This is a genomic window from Bradyrhizobium sp. ISRA430 (assembly GCF_029909975.1).
GTDB lineage: Bacteria > Pseudomonadota > Alphaproteobacteria > Rhizobiales > Xanthobacteraceae > Bradyrhizobium.
Genome location: NZ_CP094516.1, coordinates 7,671,123 through 7,686,158, shown reverse-complemented (window position 1 = coordinate 7,686,158; position 15,036 = coordinate 7,671,123). Strand labels below are relative to the sequence as shown.

The following is a 15,036-nucleotide window of genomic DNA, read 5'->3' as shown; positions in this document are numbered from 1 at the left end:
TTCCGGTCCACCCTGACAAGCCGACTTTCCCAAAAGCGCATCGAACTTCGCCGTCGGGCCAGTACCGGACCTGTACACATCGACGCTATACTGGCCGTCTTGACGCCGTTCCGCTCCAAGCTTGCGGGTTGACTGCAAACCTCGGTGTCTCGCCTTTGAGGCAAGCCAATATCTGTTCGGCCGCGGATCGGGCCAGGCCGATCGTCGCTTCGGTCGTGTTCCCGGCGATGTGGGGCGAAAACGTCACTTTTTCGTTCGCAAGCAACGGATGATTATCCGGCAGTGGCTCGGGGTGGAAGACATCGAGCCCGGCTGCAAGCAGATGTCCGTTGTCGAGTGCGCCTGCCAGGGCGTCGAAGTCGAGCACCTGACCTCGGCCCACGTTGACCACAATGGCCCCCTTTGGGAGGTTTGCGAGCTCCGCCGCGCCGATCATGTTGCGGGTCTCGTTGGTCAGGGATGGCGTCAGCACGAGCACGGCGGACTGGCGAAGCAAGTCGCGAAAATCGGACACCATTTCGATATTGGCGAGGTGAGCGAGCCGCGGATCGGCGTAAGGGTCGTAACCGATGACGCGGCAGCCGAAGCCGCTCGCAAGCTTGCGCGCAAGTTCAGATCCGACAAATCCGATGCCGACGATTCCGACCGTGCTGCCTTCGAGTTCGCCCAGCGACATATCCGAACGCGCCGCCCACGCGGTGCCGTCGCGAACGCCCTTGTCGCCCCAAACCAGCCGCTTCATGGCGGCCAGAATCAGCAGGATTGCGTGTTCCGAAACCGGTACGCGCCCAAATCCACGATGATTGAAAACGACGATGCCGCGGGCGCTGGCGGCGGGGATGTCGATGTTATCAGTGCCGAACCCTGAAGAGGAGACCGCAATGAGGGATTTGCCCGCATCAAGGACGTCGGCGGTGACTTTTTCCGGCGCTCGCGCCCACAGCACGTCTACGCCGTGCAGCGACTGCTTCAATTCGCCGGCGTCGCTGCTGTCGACCACTATCACCTCGACCCCTGCTTCCGACAGCAGCGTGTGGCCGATCGGGTGATACATGGGACGCCAGAGCACGACTCTCTTGTTCGACATCACGGACCTCAAAATCCGGCTGAAAACATTTGTTGCTGGCGCGCCTCCAGCTCCCCCCTTGCGAATTGGGGCCTTTGATGAGGCTTCGCGGTATTGCGGCCGCTTCGTCGGCAGGGTCCAACGCCAGCCAGATCGCGCGCGCCACCACCCGTGTGACGCGGAAAAGACCGTCGGTCAAATGCGGGGTCTTTGACATCGCCGGCATGATCGTCTCCGTCGGATTGTTGAAGCCAATGTCTACCGATAGCCTTTCTGCCTGCATCTATCCATGATATGAAAAGGGCAATTCCAATACCTCTCGGGTATGGTCATGGAATTCAGGCAGCTTCGCTATTTCCTCGCAGTCGCGGAGGAAGGTCACATCACACGGGCGGCCGAACGGCTCGACATGCAGCAGCCGCCACTCAGCCGCCAAATCAAGGCGATCGAGGATGAATTGCAGGTCCAGCTGTTTCATCGCCGTGCCCGCGGGGTCGAGCTCACCGATGCGGGCCACACGTTCCTCGACGAGGCCCGCGCCGTGCTGGCGGGCCTGCGGCACGCGTTCGATGCGACGCAAAGCCGGGCACGCGGCGAGTTGGGGCGGATCACCGTGGGCTTCATGCCGAGCGGCCCGTTTCATCCGTTCGTGCCGCTTGCCGTTCGCAGGTTCCGCGAGTCTTATCCTCTGGTGTCGGTGTCGATCGAGGAGCGCTTCAGCACAGAAATGTTGGATCGGGTGCGCGATGAGCAGCTCGACGTCGCTTTCGTCCGAACATCGAGAGTCGATCCGGAGCACCTTGTCATTACGCCTTTGCTCGATGAATCGATGGTGGTGGCGGTCCCTGCGGGCCACGAACTGGTCCGACGCAAAGGCGAGAAGGCGCTCTCGATGAAGCAGTTGGCCGGAGAGCCTTTCATTCTGTTCGGCCCGCCAGGCACCGGCATGTACGATGCGACGATCGCAGCTTGCGGCGCGGCTGGCTTCAGTCCGCGTATCGGCCAACACGTTCCGGGCATCACCTCGTGTTTTGGTCTCGTTGCGGCCGGGCTCGGAATTGCTCTGCTACCCGCCTCGATGCAACGAACGCTCATGGAGGGTGTCGTCTACCGCAACATCAGAGGACCGGTGATCCCCACAACGCGGCTCAGCCTCGCGGCCCGTCGCGGTGACCGCTCGATTGTTGTCCGCAACTTTCTGAAGCTGGTAAGAGAAGCGGCCATAGGCTTTGCGCCCGCCTGAGGCGTCACCTGTCCTCCCATGTCCGGTCTGGGTCTTGGCCGCGTGAAAACGTTTTATTTGCGGGGGACCGCTTGGAGCAGCCCCGTGGGGTCCCAGATTGGCGCCGAAATGGCACAATTTCCGGTAAGGCGCCGGAAGCCAGCCCAGTGGCTTGCCCGAGCCGCTGTGATCGATGATGAGGTTGGCGGCACGCGCGACAGCACTCCTCCTCATGCCTGAATCGCCGCGATCAGCGCACCAGCACCCATGATGTTGTAGGCTAGCACGTGCAGCGCCATCTCAGCGGCGACCTTCGGCAAGCGCTTGGTCAAGAAGTGCGTCGCGCCCATGCGCATTTTCAGCGTGCCGAACCGGTGCTCGACCGTCTCGCGACGGCGACGCATCGCCTGAGGATCAGCATCGAGCCGCCTCTGGGCATCCTCCATGACGTGCTCATGCTCCCAACGAGAGATGACACGGTTTTTGGCCGTGGTGCAGCGCGCCTTCGGTAGGCAACTCCCACAAGCTTTCGTGACGTAGCGCCGAATGGTGCGCTCGCCATCCACTGTTGTGAGCCAGTATGCCAGCAACTCGCCAGCCGGGCAGCGATACACATCCTGCTTGGCCAGGTAAGCGAAGTCGTGCTTTCCAAACTTGCCTTTCGCCTCCATGCCGGTCGTGTTTGGCTTCGGTAGAGTCACAAGGATATCAGCGTCGGCGCAAGCCTTGATCTCGGCCACGGCCTCGAGCTTGTCGACGCCGAGCACGGCCTTGGCCTGTTTGCCCATGTTTGCCAGTGAGCGCGATCTGAGCCGCTATTCGTTACTTCGTGCGCGATGATGAGGTGATGCTCGGTATCTACGGCAACCTGCACATTGTAGCCGACGACGTCCGAGCCACGGCCACTCGTTGCCATGGACCGACTGTCGGGATCGGTCAGCGAGATCTGTTGATCTGGTGATGCCAGCATCGCCTCTTCGTAGGCTTCGAGCTTATGCATCTCGCTCTTAAGCTTGGTGAGCTTTTCCTTCAGATGCGCCGTCTTCGCGGCGAGAGTCTCAGATGGCTCCTGCAGATCTGCCGTGTCGAGCTGTGCGAGATAGCGCGACACGCTCTCCTCCAGTTGCTGGCGACGGCGCTCGACCTTGCCTTTTGTGAAGTTCTTGTCACGCGTGTTGACCGCCTTGAACTTCGATCCGTCGCTGGCGACGCTCGCTTCGTCAGCAATCCCATCCGCCGGCAAAACTCAACGAACTTCGCGCACACCTTCTTGATGCCGAGGCCGTTGACGCGACGAAAGTCGGCGATCGTCTTGTCGTCGGGCGAAAGCCGTTGTAACAGCCAGATCACCTCGAGATTGCGTCTTGCCTCGCGCTCCAGCCGGCGGCTCGACTGGATGCGTTGAGATAGCCGTAGATGTACAGCTTGAGCAGCACCGCTGGGTGATAGCCGGATCGCCCGGTCGCCGACGGTTCAATGTCCTCAAAACCCATCCCGTCGAGATCAAGTGCTTCGACAAAAGCATCGACAACACGAACAGGATTGCTCTCACCGACCCAATCATCGAGGCATGCCGGCAACAACGTCGATTGATCGCGATCCGCGCCTTCAATGAACCGTCGCATCGATCGTCTCCGAAAACCCCGAGACGATCTCTATCTGACTCGTCGTTTTCACGCAGCCAGGGTCAATCGTGTCGGTTCGAGCCAGAGTTGGCGGTTTCTGCTCCAACCCCAACTTCGGACATGTACCGGCGCCCGGTGGACTGTCGCAAAGGGCCAACTCCGGACTCATTCACTGCAAGGTAGGCCTCATTCGATCACCTCGTCGGCGAGCAATCGCATCGAGGTCGGCACCTCGATGCCGAGCGCCTTCGCGGCTGTCACGTTGATGACCAGTTCGAACTTGGGTTCGCCGCGTCACCGGGAGATCACGGGGCTTCTCGCCCTTAGATTGCGGCCGACGAGCACGCCAGTCTCGCGATAGAAGGACGCAAGATCGGGTCCATAGCCGACGAGCCCCGGGGGCCCGTATTGCACGCCCGGAACGGGCAGAAAGTGGAGGCAAAGCGGACCGGATAACTTTAGCGCAGTCCCTTTCCGAAGGCGGGCAACCAAAAATAGTATACTATCTCTAAGACGCGGGAACGAACATAACAGTTCTACGTTGTGGTAGCTCTAGTCACCACTCATGGGGGGAGCCTAAAGTGGGGGCGACAAAGCACGTCGCGCGTCAGGCCGCGGCCCGGTTGATCGAGCGATCGAGAAGGCTGGTTAGACGACGCTCTGCTAGCAGGACGGCGATCGACCGGGAAGCCGTCACGGAGCTTATTAGGCTTACCGACAACCTGCTCCGGCAGTACGGCCGAGACGTCGAAGGGGACGATAGCGTCATCCGCTGTTTCGCTACCGACGAATTTCTCGTCGCTACCTACACGGTGGAACCGGGCCTCGCTCTCTACCAAATATCGCGGCACGCTGACGGTGAGAATATATCTCAAGTGTTTGTCGCGACGTGGCACGGCGCTTCGGGCACACCGGAGCTCCGGCTCTATCGTGAGGGACCTTGGCGAAGGCGATTTCAGAGTTTCGCTGACGACTCGTTGAACCCAGCTCCGCCACGGCCTCTCAATTGATAGCGCAAGGGTCCTGATCTCGTTCACGTCGCCTTGAGCCGACTGCATCTGCTCCCCGCAAGACCATGCCGGAGTAGAATGGGCTACGGCCTCAACTAGCGAGTGTACAACTTTCAAGGGCGGCGAAAGTCTGCTGCGGGTCTTGGCCGTGTAGACTCGGAATAACTCGCAATGACCACAACAAGTCTGCATTACCCGGCAGGCGGACAACAGCGGCTGCGTCCGTGCGCGCATCAGCCGAGTGCGCGGCAGAGGCGCGCAAGCAGGCCGATCGGCCCGCCTGTGAAGCCTGGAACAAGCGTATGCTGGTCTTCAAGGGACCAGCCCAGCCCTCGCCTACGCTCGGCGATGCGTTAAACGCAGGCTATTCCTACCTTGGGTCAAATGCCTGGGCTGCGACAGCCGTCAGACGGCTGCCCTCGATGTCGTGCGTCGCCGGACGACGACACCTATCCACGACTTGAGCGGCATATGCGGTGCCGCCAATGCTCCGAGCTTCAGGGCTATCCGTTCAAGCGCAGCCATCTTGTGACGCTGCGCCCTACCAAAATCTCGACCGCCAACCCGCCATCGACGTGGTGGCCGGGCGAGCGCTGAGCAGGCGGAGCGCATGTGCAATCTATTTGATGACAAAGAACGGCGCTCCCTTCGTCGGCTATTCGGCGTAAGGCCTGCGACCGGACCACACAGGTGACCTGCCCTCACTGCCCAGGAACTTTTCTGGATTACCCTGCGCCCAATATGCACAACGCCGATCACGGACGTGAAATCGGCCCCGACGCATGGCCGCTCGCGCCTGGTAGCCGGCACTGGCGGTCGCTCGAGATCATCGGTGAGCAGGAGCGGCACGCTCGCCTCGCCGCCCAGCGCTCGCACGGACGCAGAAAGGAGTGCGCGGGCGATCAGGGCAGACAAGACATCATACTCGCTCTCCCGGCGTTTGCACCATCGATACCAGACACGACGATTGATTCAGACCAGCGTCGCGGCGCCGAGAATGGCTCCGCCTCACCGACACTTTCGCGCACCGGGATCTTGTTGCGGGCCGGAACTCTGATGTTTTCGAACTCGACCGTCACGACGAGCACGGCGCTACCGGCGTAGCGGTCATCGACCGCCACCGAGGCTACGCCATCCTTGTTGATGTAGATGTCCTGACCATCCGGGGTGTGGAATGCAGTCAGCTTGATCTAAGTGCCGAACAGCCGGCGGATTTCTGGCAGTGTCCCCTGCACAAACGTCCCGTTGGAGGCGTAATCGACGAACACCGTATTGGCCGGCTCGTCCGAAAGCGAGGCCGCGCGCAACTTGATGACCCTTTTCGGGTCGATGGCAATCTGATTGCCGTGGTAATCGGTAACGTTCAGGAACATGAATGCCTCCAGGTCGAAAGTTAAAATCAACGCCGGCGTTATTCAGCGGTACCTGCCATGGCCATGCGCGCCTTGGTTTCTGGCGCGCCCGGCTTGAAATACTTACGGCTCCAGCCATAGTCGGGCGTCAGCTTGAATGTCTTGATATCTTCCGATTTGACGCGCGCCCGATAGTGCTCATACAAACGCAGGAACTCGGCCATATACATGCCCGCGATACGAGGGCATTTCGTGATCTCCAGCATGTTCTCATCGTTGTGATGCAGCGAATTGCCGCTGAAGTTTGCCGACCCCGTAAAGACCACTGGGTTGTCGCCTTCGGCATCGATGACGACGAATTTGTGGTGAACACGGACCATGATCTTGGGGTCTTCGCCGGGCCAGAGAACACGCTCCGGCATGAAATCAGTTGGTGTGTCCTTGGCGCTGAACGCGCCGAAGCCGACGATCTCATCGCTCTTTTGCGCACGGTCGAGAATCGCAATTTTGGCGGCCACATCGCCGTGGGACGGATCGCCCGTTGGCGCCTTGGCTGGGACACGGTTGACGAGGGCCAGCATCATTTTTCCCTCATCCGACGCATCAAACACCGCATTCAGGAGGTTCATGTCCGTGGGGTCGAACGCGCAGAGCAGGATCGAGTGCTTGGCAGCCTTGATAGCGTCGATAATGGTGTCAATAGAGAGCCGCGTCTTGTTGCCCTCCGGCGGGAAAAAGGAGCGAATCGTTGCATCGCCAACCACGACCTCATCCGACCAGCCTTTCTGAGCCTTTTGGGTCTCTGACAGGCCAGGATCTCCGTCGAGCAGGCGCTTGCGCGCGAGATAGAGCTTCGCAAGTTCAGGCGATTCGAAGGCGTGCAGCACGTTAGCCTGGGCGGACAAACCTTCGCTCGTGAAGTTCGCCGAGCCGGCGAGAACCGCTTCGGGATGATCGGCGGCGCCGACACGCACCAGAAACTTGTTATGCATGATGCTCGCGTGCGTGCGGGCAGCAAAGAGATCGGCAGGACGGCCGGAATCCTCGAGCTCCTGGATCGCGTCGTCGGAGGCCTGGTCCTTGCTCGTGTGATTGTAGGCAAGCGAGATCAGCCCCCCATAATTCTTGAGCGCGGGAATGATCCAAGTTTCGTCGGTCAGATGGTAAATGGCCCCCTCGATGTCCTTGCCTGCTGCGCGATCCAGAAACTGCGGAACAGCCTGCTCCATGCCATTGCCAAGCCATGCTCTGGCGGCTTTTTGCTGTGCCGCTGTCTTGATCTCCGGAAACTGTTTCGAGAATGCCTGCGAACTCACGACGGCGCGGTTGAAGTGTGTCGTGATCCCGTATTCCTCTGTCAACGGGACCTGCACGTCGATTGCCGTGGCCTGTGCATCCAACAGGTTCAATGCGTCCGGTTTTCCCCTTACCGGTACGATCCGATACTTGAAGGAGTGGCCACGGTCTTTCGTATCGATCCGGGCATCCCACCAGTAGAACTTCTGGATCGGCGCCTCGCTGCTTGGGAAGTCGCTGTGGTCGGGCTTGGGGCCTTTGAAGCCGATTCGGTTCGGCAACCAGCTTTTCGCGGCTCCATCAAATCCAGGCGCGCGCTCGATCGCAAAGCCAAGGAAGTCCTCATGCTCATCGCCCGCAGGCCAGTCATAGGCAAGCAGCACCAGGGTGGGTGAGGTGTAGGCCTTCACGACAACGTTTCCGTTGCCGGAACCGGTCGCCTTGCCTTTGGCTTTCTTGATGGCATTGGCAGCAGCTTGCTTCGTGGACATGAAAAACTCTCCCTTAAATCATTTGCATCAATTCGTCTTGCATGCGCCGGCATTGCCGACATCAACAGGAACCTCCAAAAGCCCGGGGGCTACGGGCTTCTCGTCAAAGAAGACACCCATCTGCTTCGCAAACCCAGCAGTACTGTCAGCAGCACGCCGTTTCGCATTGATGGTCCGAACAATGTTCCATTCATCGTGAGATCCGTAGCTGAAGCTGACGGAGGCACGCACACCGTAGTAGTCGCGGAACGAGCGCTTATCGACCTTGGCCGCGAGATCAGGCTTGGTCTTGACCAGATTGTCATAGGCCGTGTCGAGCTTTTCGAGGTCGGCATGACCATCAAGCCCAAAGTGGCGCGCGAAATCAGACGGTCCGATGAAATACACGAAGTCGAACGCGCCAAGGCCTTCAGGCCCTTCTCCTTCGAGGATCTGGGTCCACATCCACATGTAGTCGACGCCGTTCGCGTCAGCGGCCAGGGAAAACTCCGGAGCAGCCGGATTGAGGACCCAAACGTCGCGCGGGCCGAACTGCTGCTCCACCCGTTCCTTGGCTTCCATAGCGACGAGCGCATTGACTGGGAATAATCCACCGCCAATCCCGGTGAGGGGCACGCTTAGATAACCGATCGCCTTGCCTTGAGCCCGTTGCGTGGCGATCAGATTCCGTATTTCGGCAACGCGCTGTCTGATGGGATCGCTCAGATAATCGTGCGTGCAGTAGCAGATTCCATTTGTCGAGCAGGACGTGGTGTTTCCCGGAGCTGCCAGCGCAGCCGCGAGGGGAAACGACAAAGCGATAGCAACTGCTAGCGTCAGCGCCTTCATAGCGGCACCTAACACTCTGTTACTGGCACGCTGCCGTGGCCAGCGTGTCCCTGAGTAACTGAGCCAGCCGTATTCCAGCCAGGGCCAGTTGGCGATCAACAATCGGAGATGCTTTCGAAAAATACTTCACCCCTAAAACTCCATCGTCAGGAATGTCATAAGCAATTTCGTGGCCAAGCCTGTGCGCATCGACGGCCCACTCGGCAGGCGAGCCACCCTTCAACCCGGTCAAGTCGCGCCCCGGAAACCAGACCGTTTCAAGCCGGACGACATAGGCGCCCCAGTTGTAAACGGTGCGCATAATCAGGCCAGTATCCCAGAGCGTATGCAGGTTCGTGGTCTGTCCGAAGAACGTCACCGGGACAAGATTGCCGCCTTGATCGTCCTTTCCTGTGTAGGCGTCCGACCGGTCCGAAGCGTGCAGAGGCTGGTGAATGTCGCCCACGAAATGAACAATGAACTTCAAGGCCTGGAGTCGTTCGGATGCCGGCTTCGAGCAATCACCCAGGACAGCCCGAAAGCGCGCAATAGCCTCGACGACACAATTGCCGTTTTTGCAGTCAGCATCCGGATCGTAGGTTGATCGATCATCCGGCATGTCCACGAAATGCCAACCTGCCGTATCCTTATGGTCGGCACGGTAGTCGTCAGCCCAACTGGCGATTGAAGCAAGTGTTACGTTGGGGTGATCTAGACCAGGAGCTTCCTGCGCAAGCAGGCCCTCAATTTTGCCGAGCGTGGCGGGATCGAGCCGTCGCTGCGCGATCTCGGCGACAATTGCATGGCCTTCCTGCCCCCAGGACCAAGCCTGCGAGACCGACACACCGAGCACGAGCCACGCGAGCCAGACAGCTCTCATAGCTTTTCCCCACAGCCTTCAATTGGATCTACCATAAGTCGGGAGCCTTCATGATTGCAACTATCTCCGGACGAGAGATCAAAATTTTTGTCGAAGCGTAAGAGATGATCCTGGGCCGCGTTGCATCGGGTTCGGATCGGCTTTGGTCCATTACTGTCGGCAGCTCCAACCAGGCGTTCGACAAGCCCTTTCGAACACGAAATGTGCCGGCTCCCGGCATTGCCTTAGATAAAGTCCTTCGCCATCAATAGCTCGCGGGCATCGCGCACTAGGTGTGTGGTCTTTCAGGCGGCTCTCCATCTGGTCTGAACCGAGGAAGCTGAGGTTGCTTGTGTTCTGCCATCATCGTTCTGAATCGGCCTTGAACGAAAAACAACGACGTTCCAATCCGCCAAGCTCATGCTAGTCACCCAATATGTCCGCCGAGTTTGCTTGCCGGCCAGCTTAGGAATGTTGTTGCGTCAAAATGCATCAGTTCGCCCATTCATGCCTAAATTCCTGCGTTGCTTCTGTCTTTTGCGATGGGCTTCAATCGCAGGAGTGTTTCTAGTTTCGTCGAATGCAGCATCCGGCCGTCCCAGCTCCGAACCAAAAGAGCGTCCTTCGCCGGATCGGAAGATGGCGCGCTATTGCCGCGCGGGTCCACATCTTCGCGGCTTGCAATAGTCATGCGGAAGTTTGTTAGATACCTAAGTAGGGAGGTCTCTTCGCCCCTGTTCAGCACGAGGCCGCCGTCAGCTGACATTTCGATCTCCTTTGGCCGGAGGAACTCCGCGTCATCTTGGCTTTTAGTGCGTTTGGCTGACCCTAGCGGCATTTGAGTATTGATTAATGCGGCTAGCAGCAGTGCTCACGCATAAATTCCACGCTTGATCGCCCTTTTTTGACGGATTTCCGCCTGCGCAGCGGCGATGGCCGTTCGCGTAGTTGATTTCTACAGCGGCAGCAGCTAGTGCGAGGCAACCATTTCGGGTGGCGTTGCGTGCGTCGCCTCTTTCGTCGCCGGCAGTTGACCGAGCACGTTATTTCCCACGCCTATTGCGAGATGCCGCTATGACTCGCTGTCGATCTATGGGGACAATGGGCTATCAATCCCGCTGACAACGCATCGGTATTGTGCGCCCGTATCGTCTTCATCGACGCACTTCGCGCAAGGAGCCCAATGTTGATGATAAAGCCATCCGATGTCCTCCGGATCGCTCGCATCGATCGCCTTCGAGAGCTGCTTGAAGGAACCAACTTGGGAAATCCAACTGATCTGAACAGCCGCCCAGAGCCGGACGCAGGTTGCCGATCCCGACGAGTTGGTCCAGGCGAGTGCAGCCAGCCAGAAACGAGCCCAACACCTCCCTACATGCCGAGATCGTGAGCATTGACGGCCGGCATCAGCACAAGAGCGATGGTATCGTGCGGTCGGCCGCCGGGAGTGATTGACAAGCATCATTTGGACAGCCTTGGTGCGGTCCTTGAGCGGCGCGGTGTTGCGGCAGATCTCGATGAACTGATTCAGGAGATTGCCGAGCCGGGCATACCAGCCGACGGCAAGGCCAAGCGGCACGATCAGCGCGACGGATAACGAGAAGCCGCTCAAGGCGCGCAGCAGGCTCGCGGAGACGTCGTCATAGAGCTCACCGGTTTGTGCGAGTTGCCAGCCGGCAGCGATGACTTCGGAGAAAGGCGGAAGAAACACCGGATCGATCAGCGCGGATCAACAGGGAGATCAATAAGAGCGAGTGTTGTCCGAAGCCCGCGGCCGACGGCTTCAACGTCATGCCGCCTGGCTACCGGGCGGCTTCGACCTCTCGCCCAGCAGGTCGTGCCGATCTTGCGCAAACGCGGCCTGTTCGTCACGACTACACTGGCAGGACACTGCGTGAGCATTACGGGCTGAGCCGCCCGGCGAGCATATTCGCCAGCTCAATTCAGGCGATCGCGTGATCGCCTGACCCGCTTACGTCGCCGGCAGCTCGCCGGACGTCACGGACCTTAGAGTTGCGGCAGTCTTTCGATAGCGGTGTATCGTATTTCGCAAACCTTATTTCGTGATGCAATCCGTTTGGCTCTCTGGAGCGCTGCCCCGGCCTTACCGTGCCAAAGGGCCGTCCGTCGTCTGGCCCAGGTGCAAGTTATTGACGGCGAGCGGACCTCATCATACCGCTACTGCGTCTTTGGCAACCTTGAGCGGAGACGCTTTAACCGATTTGCTGGCCGGCTTGGCCGCGAACTCCATCGGCTCCTTCGTAAAAGGATTAATGCCGCTGCGGGCTTCCGTAGCGGGTTTGTTCACGACCGACATTTTGACGAAGCCGGGAATGACGAACTCGCCGGACTCGTTCAACTCCTTGTAGCCTACCGTCGCCAGCTGCTCGATGACGGCCTTTACGTCAGTCTTGGATATCTGCGCTCCTTCAGCAATCGCGTCAATTAGCTGGTTCTTCGTCATTTTTGCCATGATAGATTCCTTTGAGGAGCGCAGAACGATTCAAACGCTGAACGACGCCGGCTCCGTCACGTCAGTCCAGCAAGGCAAGCCGCACGAATCGCTTCTCGTTCGCGCCGAGATCATGAAGTGAGGGGCTTAAAACCTATCGGAAGTCAAAACACAAGGATCAGTTCGGTATGTTCCGGCATCGTGAGCGCTTTCGGACGACGACGGCGGCCATTTGTGTTAGCGCGAATGCTGCCCCCGGCAGCAATTCCGAAGGCTTCGCAAGCTGTCTATGGATGTCCGGCCCCATAGTCTCGTGGGCTGAGCAGTTGCCCCCATTCTCCTATCGCGCCTATCATGCCACGCATTTGGCTCTATTACCTCCACCATCAGCGAGGCTTGCGGAACATCTCGGCGCAAGGATCATGATCGGATCCCGGCGAGAAAGTCATCGGCTTCGACTTTGAGGCGAAGGCTGGTTCGGGCAAGCACATTGGCAGATGTCAGCACCTGCGACGATGATGCACCTGTAACGGACGCCTTCTGCGCAACCTGCCGGATGTTGCCCGCGACCGCCGTCGACATCGCGGCCGCACGCTGAATATTCTGGGCAATATCCTTCGTTACCGCGCCCTGTTGATCGATCGCAACGGCAACCGCTGATGCGATTTGTGAGATTCTGCCAATACTATTTCCGATGTCTGTGATGGCGCTGACTGACTCCAGTGTCGCTGCTTGAATGTCAGCAATCCGTTCTCCAATTTCGACGGTCGCGTTTGCCGTCTGAGTTGCTAACGACTTCACCTCGACCGCCACAACTGCAAAGCCGCGGCCGGCACCGCCTGCCCGCGCAGCTTCGATTGTTGCATTAAGCGCCAGGAGGTTGGTTTGCCTGGCGATCGTTGCAATTAGGTCAACCACGCCACCGACTTTGATTGCAGCAGCCGATAGCTGCTTCATCCGCCGATCCGTTTCTTCAGCCTGGCGCACGGCTCCCTTGGCGATCTCTGTCGATTGCTCGACCTGCCGGCCGATCTCGGAAGCGGATGCCATCATCTCTTCGGTTGCGGCAGCAACCAGCTGAACATTGGCTGACGCCTCCTCCGACGCCGAAGCAACGTTATCAGAAATCTCCCGAGTAACGTGTGCCGTATCCGTCAGCTCTCGAGCGGAAGCCTCCAGCTCGGTCGATGCGGAAGACATTGTATCGATGACGCCGCTCACGGCGTATTCAAATGTGCTGGCCAGCTCTCCAAGCTCCGCCTTGCGCCGCTTCGCGGCCGCGCGATCTTGTTCCTGATTAACCGCAAGTTCTTCTTGCAGTTTCTCCCTCGATCTGACCTTAAACTCTTCCATGGCCTGAGCCATGTCGCCGATCTCGTCTGAACGCCCAAGACCCGGCAGTGTGACATCGAATTGCCCAGCCGCGAGTTGACGCATTGCTGCGCTCATGCGGGTTATCAGCTTCGCCAGCTTCTGCCCAATCAGCACGGCAACGAAGCCGATTGCGAGAGTGGCTAGCCCGATTGCCCAACCCAAAGTCGCTCTGAGGCGCGACGCATGATCCTCCGCGGAGACAGCGCGAGCGTCCGCGGCTGCGATCGCCTTCAACAGAAGAGGACGATTCCGGCCGTAGATTTGGACGAGATCGTCAACTTGGTCATCCAGCGCCTGTTGCGATACAACTAACGCCAAAAAGCTCGATCGATAAGAAGCAACAAGCTTCTTCAACTCCACTCTGGATTCCGGAGGAAGCTCTGAGGTAGCAAGCGCGGCCTCGAATTCGGCGACGCACTTTTCCAGCTCATCACGATACTTCTCCTCATGACGCAGCATGAAATCCTTTTCGTACCGTCGCATCATTAACATCAACACCGTCAGGTGTGGCTCGTTGAAACGTGCAAGCCGCGTTTCCGCCTGATGCACGGCTTCGCGGAGCTTACCTTGGAGCCCGTCATTCTCCGTAAGCCCAAGCAGCCGCTGCGCGGAGACAACGTTGTTAAAGCGAGTCGCGTAAAGGTTGATCCCGGCGCGAAGGAACGTTACGTCTCTCAGGGGATCGCCTCCTGGCAAGGAAGCGGCCTGCTCCTCGATCTGGCTGAGGTCCGCCAGCGCGTTCTTGACGCCCTGGGCTTGTCGCGCGACCATAGCTTCATCACGCTTGCGCAGAAACTCCAGAGCCAGCTGTTGCGATTCAAGAAAGGCTTCGGAAAGAGATGTGAGGTGAGCGCGAAGATTGGCGCTCTCGCTTACGTCGCTCTGCGACTTCGCGAGATAGTCAAGTCCGGCAATGCAAGTCGCGCCTGTGACAAGCACACTCACGATTCCCAGCAATGCGATCTGGGTACGCAGGGCCGGTCGAAATCTGCGACGAGCTGTTGATACGAGTCGTTTCGCTATTTTTGGGGCGGGCACCAGATTTCCAATCAAAGGCGAGATCGTTTGCGAAACCCCTAGTTCTGATTAGTTACATAAGGTTGAACTCGACTGTCATCTGAATCATACATGCGCCCCAGTGGTGAGAGCGCGCGTGCCGCACTCTGGAAACACCACTTTTGAACCTGATATCGTCATCACCATCTTCCAGCGATGCGCGGCGTAGCAGATAATAATGGACGCACAAATTCTGCAGTTCTCTACTCATGCCTGCAGGATTCGCGCGCAACATGGTGCATAACAGTTGTACGGAGTGAGCCGTGTAAGCGAGGCGCTACAGCGGAAAACCTACAACGGCTCTTACGGTTCCGCCCTTCGACTGTGACATAAGCCACCGACGCATCCATCGAATCGAGCATGAAGCCGCGTCGGTAGCTACCCGAGGGAAGGCTCAATTGGCACTTGACCTGGTGCGCTAGCCCT

At 58.8% G+C, this 15,036-nt stretch carries 10 protein-coding genes and 2 pseudogenes; 2 read left to right on the top strand and 10 right to left on the bottom strand.

Translation table 11 applies throughout. The annotated features are described in order from the left end of the window. Positions 1-85: 85 nt before the first annotated feature. A complete protein-coding gene (locus tag MTX21_RS36085) occupies positions 86-1,087 on the bottom strand; it encodes an NAD(P)-dependent oxidoreductase (RefSeq protein WP_280969205.1) in 1,002 nt (333 codons plus the stop codon). A 304-nt stretch (positions 1,088-1,391) separates the two neighbouring features. Here MTX21_RS36085 and MTX21_RS36080 point away from each other — a divergent pair, with 304 nt between their 5' ends. Next, on the top strand, positions 1,392-2,309 hold the full coding sequence (locus MTX21_RS36080) for a LysR family transcriptional regulator (RefSeq protein WP_348637468.1): 918 nt from the start codon (positions 1,392-1,394) through the stop codon (positions 2,307-2,309). A 209-nt stretch (positions 2,310-2,518) separates the two neighbouring features. Here the strand turns inward: MTX21_RS36080 and MTX21_RS36075 are convergent. Next, positions 2,519-3,913, bottom strand: a pseudogene (locus MTX21_RS36075) (IS1182 family transposase). A 1,234-nt stretch (positions 3,914-5,147) separates the two neighbouring features. On the opposite strand from MTX21_RS36075, the pseudogene MTX21_RS36070 reads away from it, so the two are divergent. Further along, a pseudogene (locus tag MTX21_RS36070) lies at positions 5,148-5,520 on the top strand (hypothetical protein). 593 nt (positions 5,521-6,113) lie between these two features. On the opposite strand, the gene MTX21_RS36065 reads toward MTX21_RS36070, so the two are convergent. From MTX21_RS36065 to MTX21_RS36030, 8 genes are all read right to left on the bottom strand, one after another. Beyond that, on the bottom strand, positions 6,114-6,296 hold the full coding sequence (locus MTX21_RS36065; RefSeq protein ID WP_280969203.1) for a hypothetical protein: 183 nt from the start codon (positions 6,294-6,296) through the stop codon (positions 6,114-6,116). A 38-nt stretch (positions 6,297-6,334) separates the two neighbouring features. Further along, complete coding sequence (locus MTX21_RS36060; RefSeq protein ID WP_280969202.1) at positions 6,335-8,062, bottom strand: phospholipase D-like domain-containing protein; 1,728 nt, start codon at positions 8,060-8,062, stop codon at positions 6,335-6,337. Between the two features lie 27 nt (positions 8,063-8,089). Continuing rightward, on the bottom strand, positions 8,090-8,890 hold the full coding sequence (locus tag MTX21_RS36055; protein ID WP_280969201.1) for a hypothetical protein: 801 nt from the start codon (positions 8,888-8,890) through the stop codon (positions 8,090-8,092). A 19-nt stretch (positions 8,891-8,909) separates the two neighbouring features. Next, entirely contained in the window at positions 8,910-9,749 is an 840-nt protein-coding gene (locus tag MTX21_RS36050) for a S1/P1 nuclease (protein WP_280969200.1), read from the bottom strand. A gap of 490 nt (positions 9,750-10,239) precedes the next feature. Continuing rightward, on the bottom strand, positions 10,240-10,494 hold the full coding sequence (locus MTX21_RS36045; RefSeq protein WP_280969199.1) for a hypothetical protein: 255 nt from the start codon (positions 10,492-10,494) through the stop codon (positions 10,240-10,242). A 324-nt stretch (positions 10,495-10,818) separates the two neighbouring features. Further along, positions 10,819-11,340 (bottom strand): hypothetical protein, encoded by a 522-nt coding sequence (locus MTX21_RS36040; protein WP_280969198.1) that lies wholly within the window; start codon positions 11,338-11,340, stop codon positions 10,819-10,821. A gap of 558 nt (positions 11,341-11,898) precedes the next feature. Then, positions 11,899-12,201, bottom strand: coding sequence for an HU family DNA-binding protein (locus tag MTX21_RS36035; protein ID WP_280969197.1), 303 nt, complete (start codon positions 12,199-12,201; stop codon positions 11,899-11,901). A 399-nt stretch (positions 12,202-12,600) separates the two neighbouring features. Then, complete coding sequence (locus tag MTX21_RS36030; protein ID WP_280969196.1) at positions 12,601-14,607, bottom strand: methyl-accepting chemotaxis protein; 2,007 nt, start codon at positions 14,605-14,607, stop codon at positions 12,601-12,603. Positions 14,608-15,036 lie beyond the last annotated feature (429 nt).

Bases quoted from the DNA above. Each gene is read 5' to 3' on its own strand.
- MTX21_RS36085 (WP_280969205.1), bottom strand. From the start codon at position 1,087: ATGTCGAACAAGAGAGTCGTGCTCTGGCGTCCCATGTATCACCCGATC.
- MTX21_RS36080 (WP_348637468.1), top strand. From the start codon at position 1,392: ATGGTCATGGAATTCAGGCAGCTTCGCTATTTCCTCGCAGTCGCGGAG.
- MTX21_RS36065 (WP_280969203.1), bottom strand. From the start codon at position 6,296: ATGTTCCTGAACGTTACCGATTACCACGGCAATCAGATTGCCATCGAC.
- MTX21_RS36060 (WP_280969202.1), bottom strand. From the start codon at position 8,062: ATGTCCACGAAGCAAGCTGCTGCCAATGCCATCAAGAAAGCCAAAGGC.
- MTX21_RS36055 (WP_280969201.1), bottom strand. From the start codon at position 8,890: ATGAAGGCGCTGACGCTAGCAGTTGCTATCGCTTTGTCGTTTCCCCTC.
- MTX21_RS36050 (WP_280969200.1), bottom strand. From the start codon at position 9,749: ATGAGAGCTGTCTGGCTCGCGTGGCTCGTGCTCGGTGTGTCGGTCTCG.
- MTX21_RS36045 (WP_280969199.1), bottom strand. From the start codon at position 10,494: ATGTCAGCTGACGGCGGCCTCGTGCTGAACAGGGGCGAAGAGACCTCC.
- MTX21_RS36035 (WP_280969197.1), bottom strand. From the start codon at position 12,201: ATGGCAAAAATGACGAAGAACCAGCTAATTGACGCGATTGCTGAAGGA.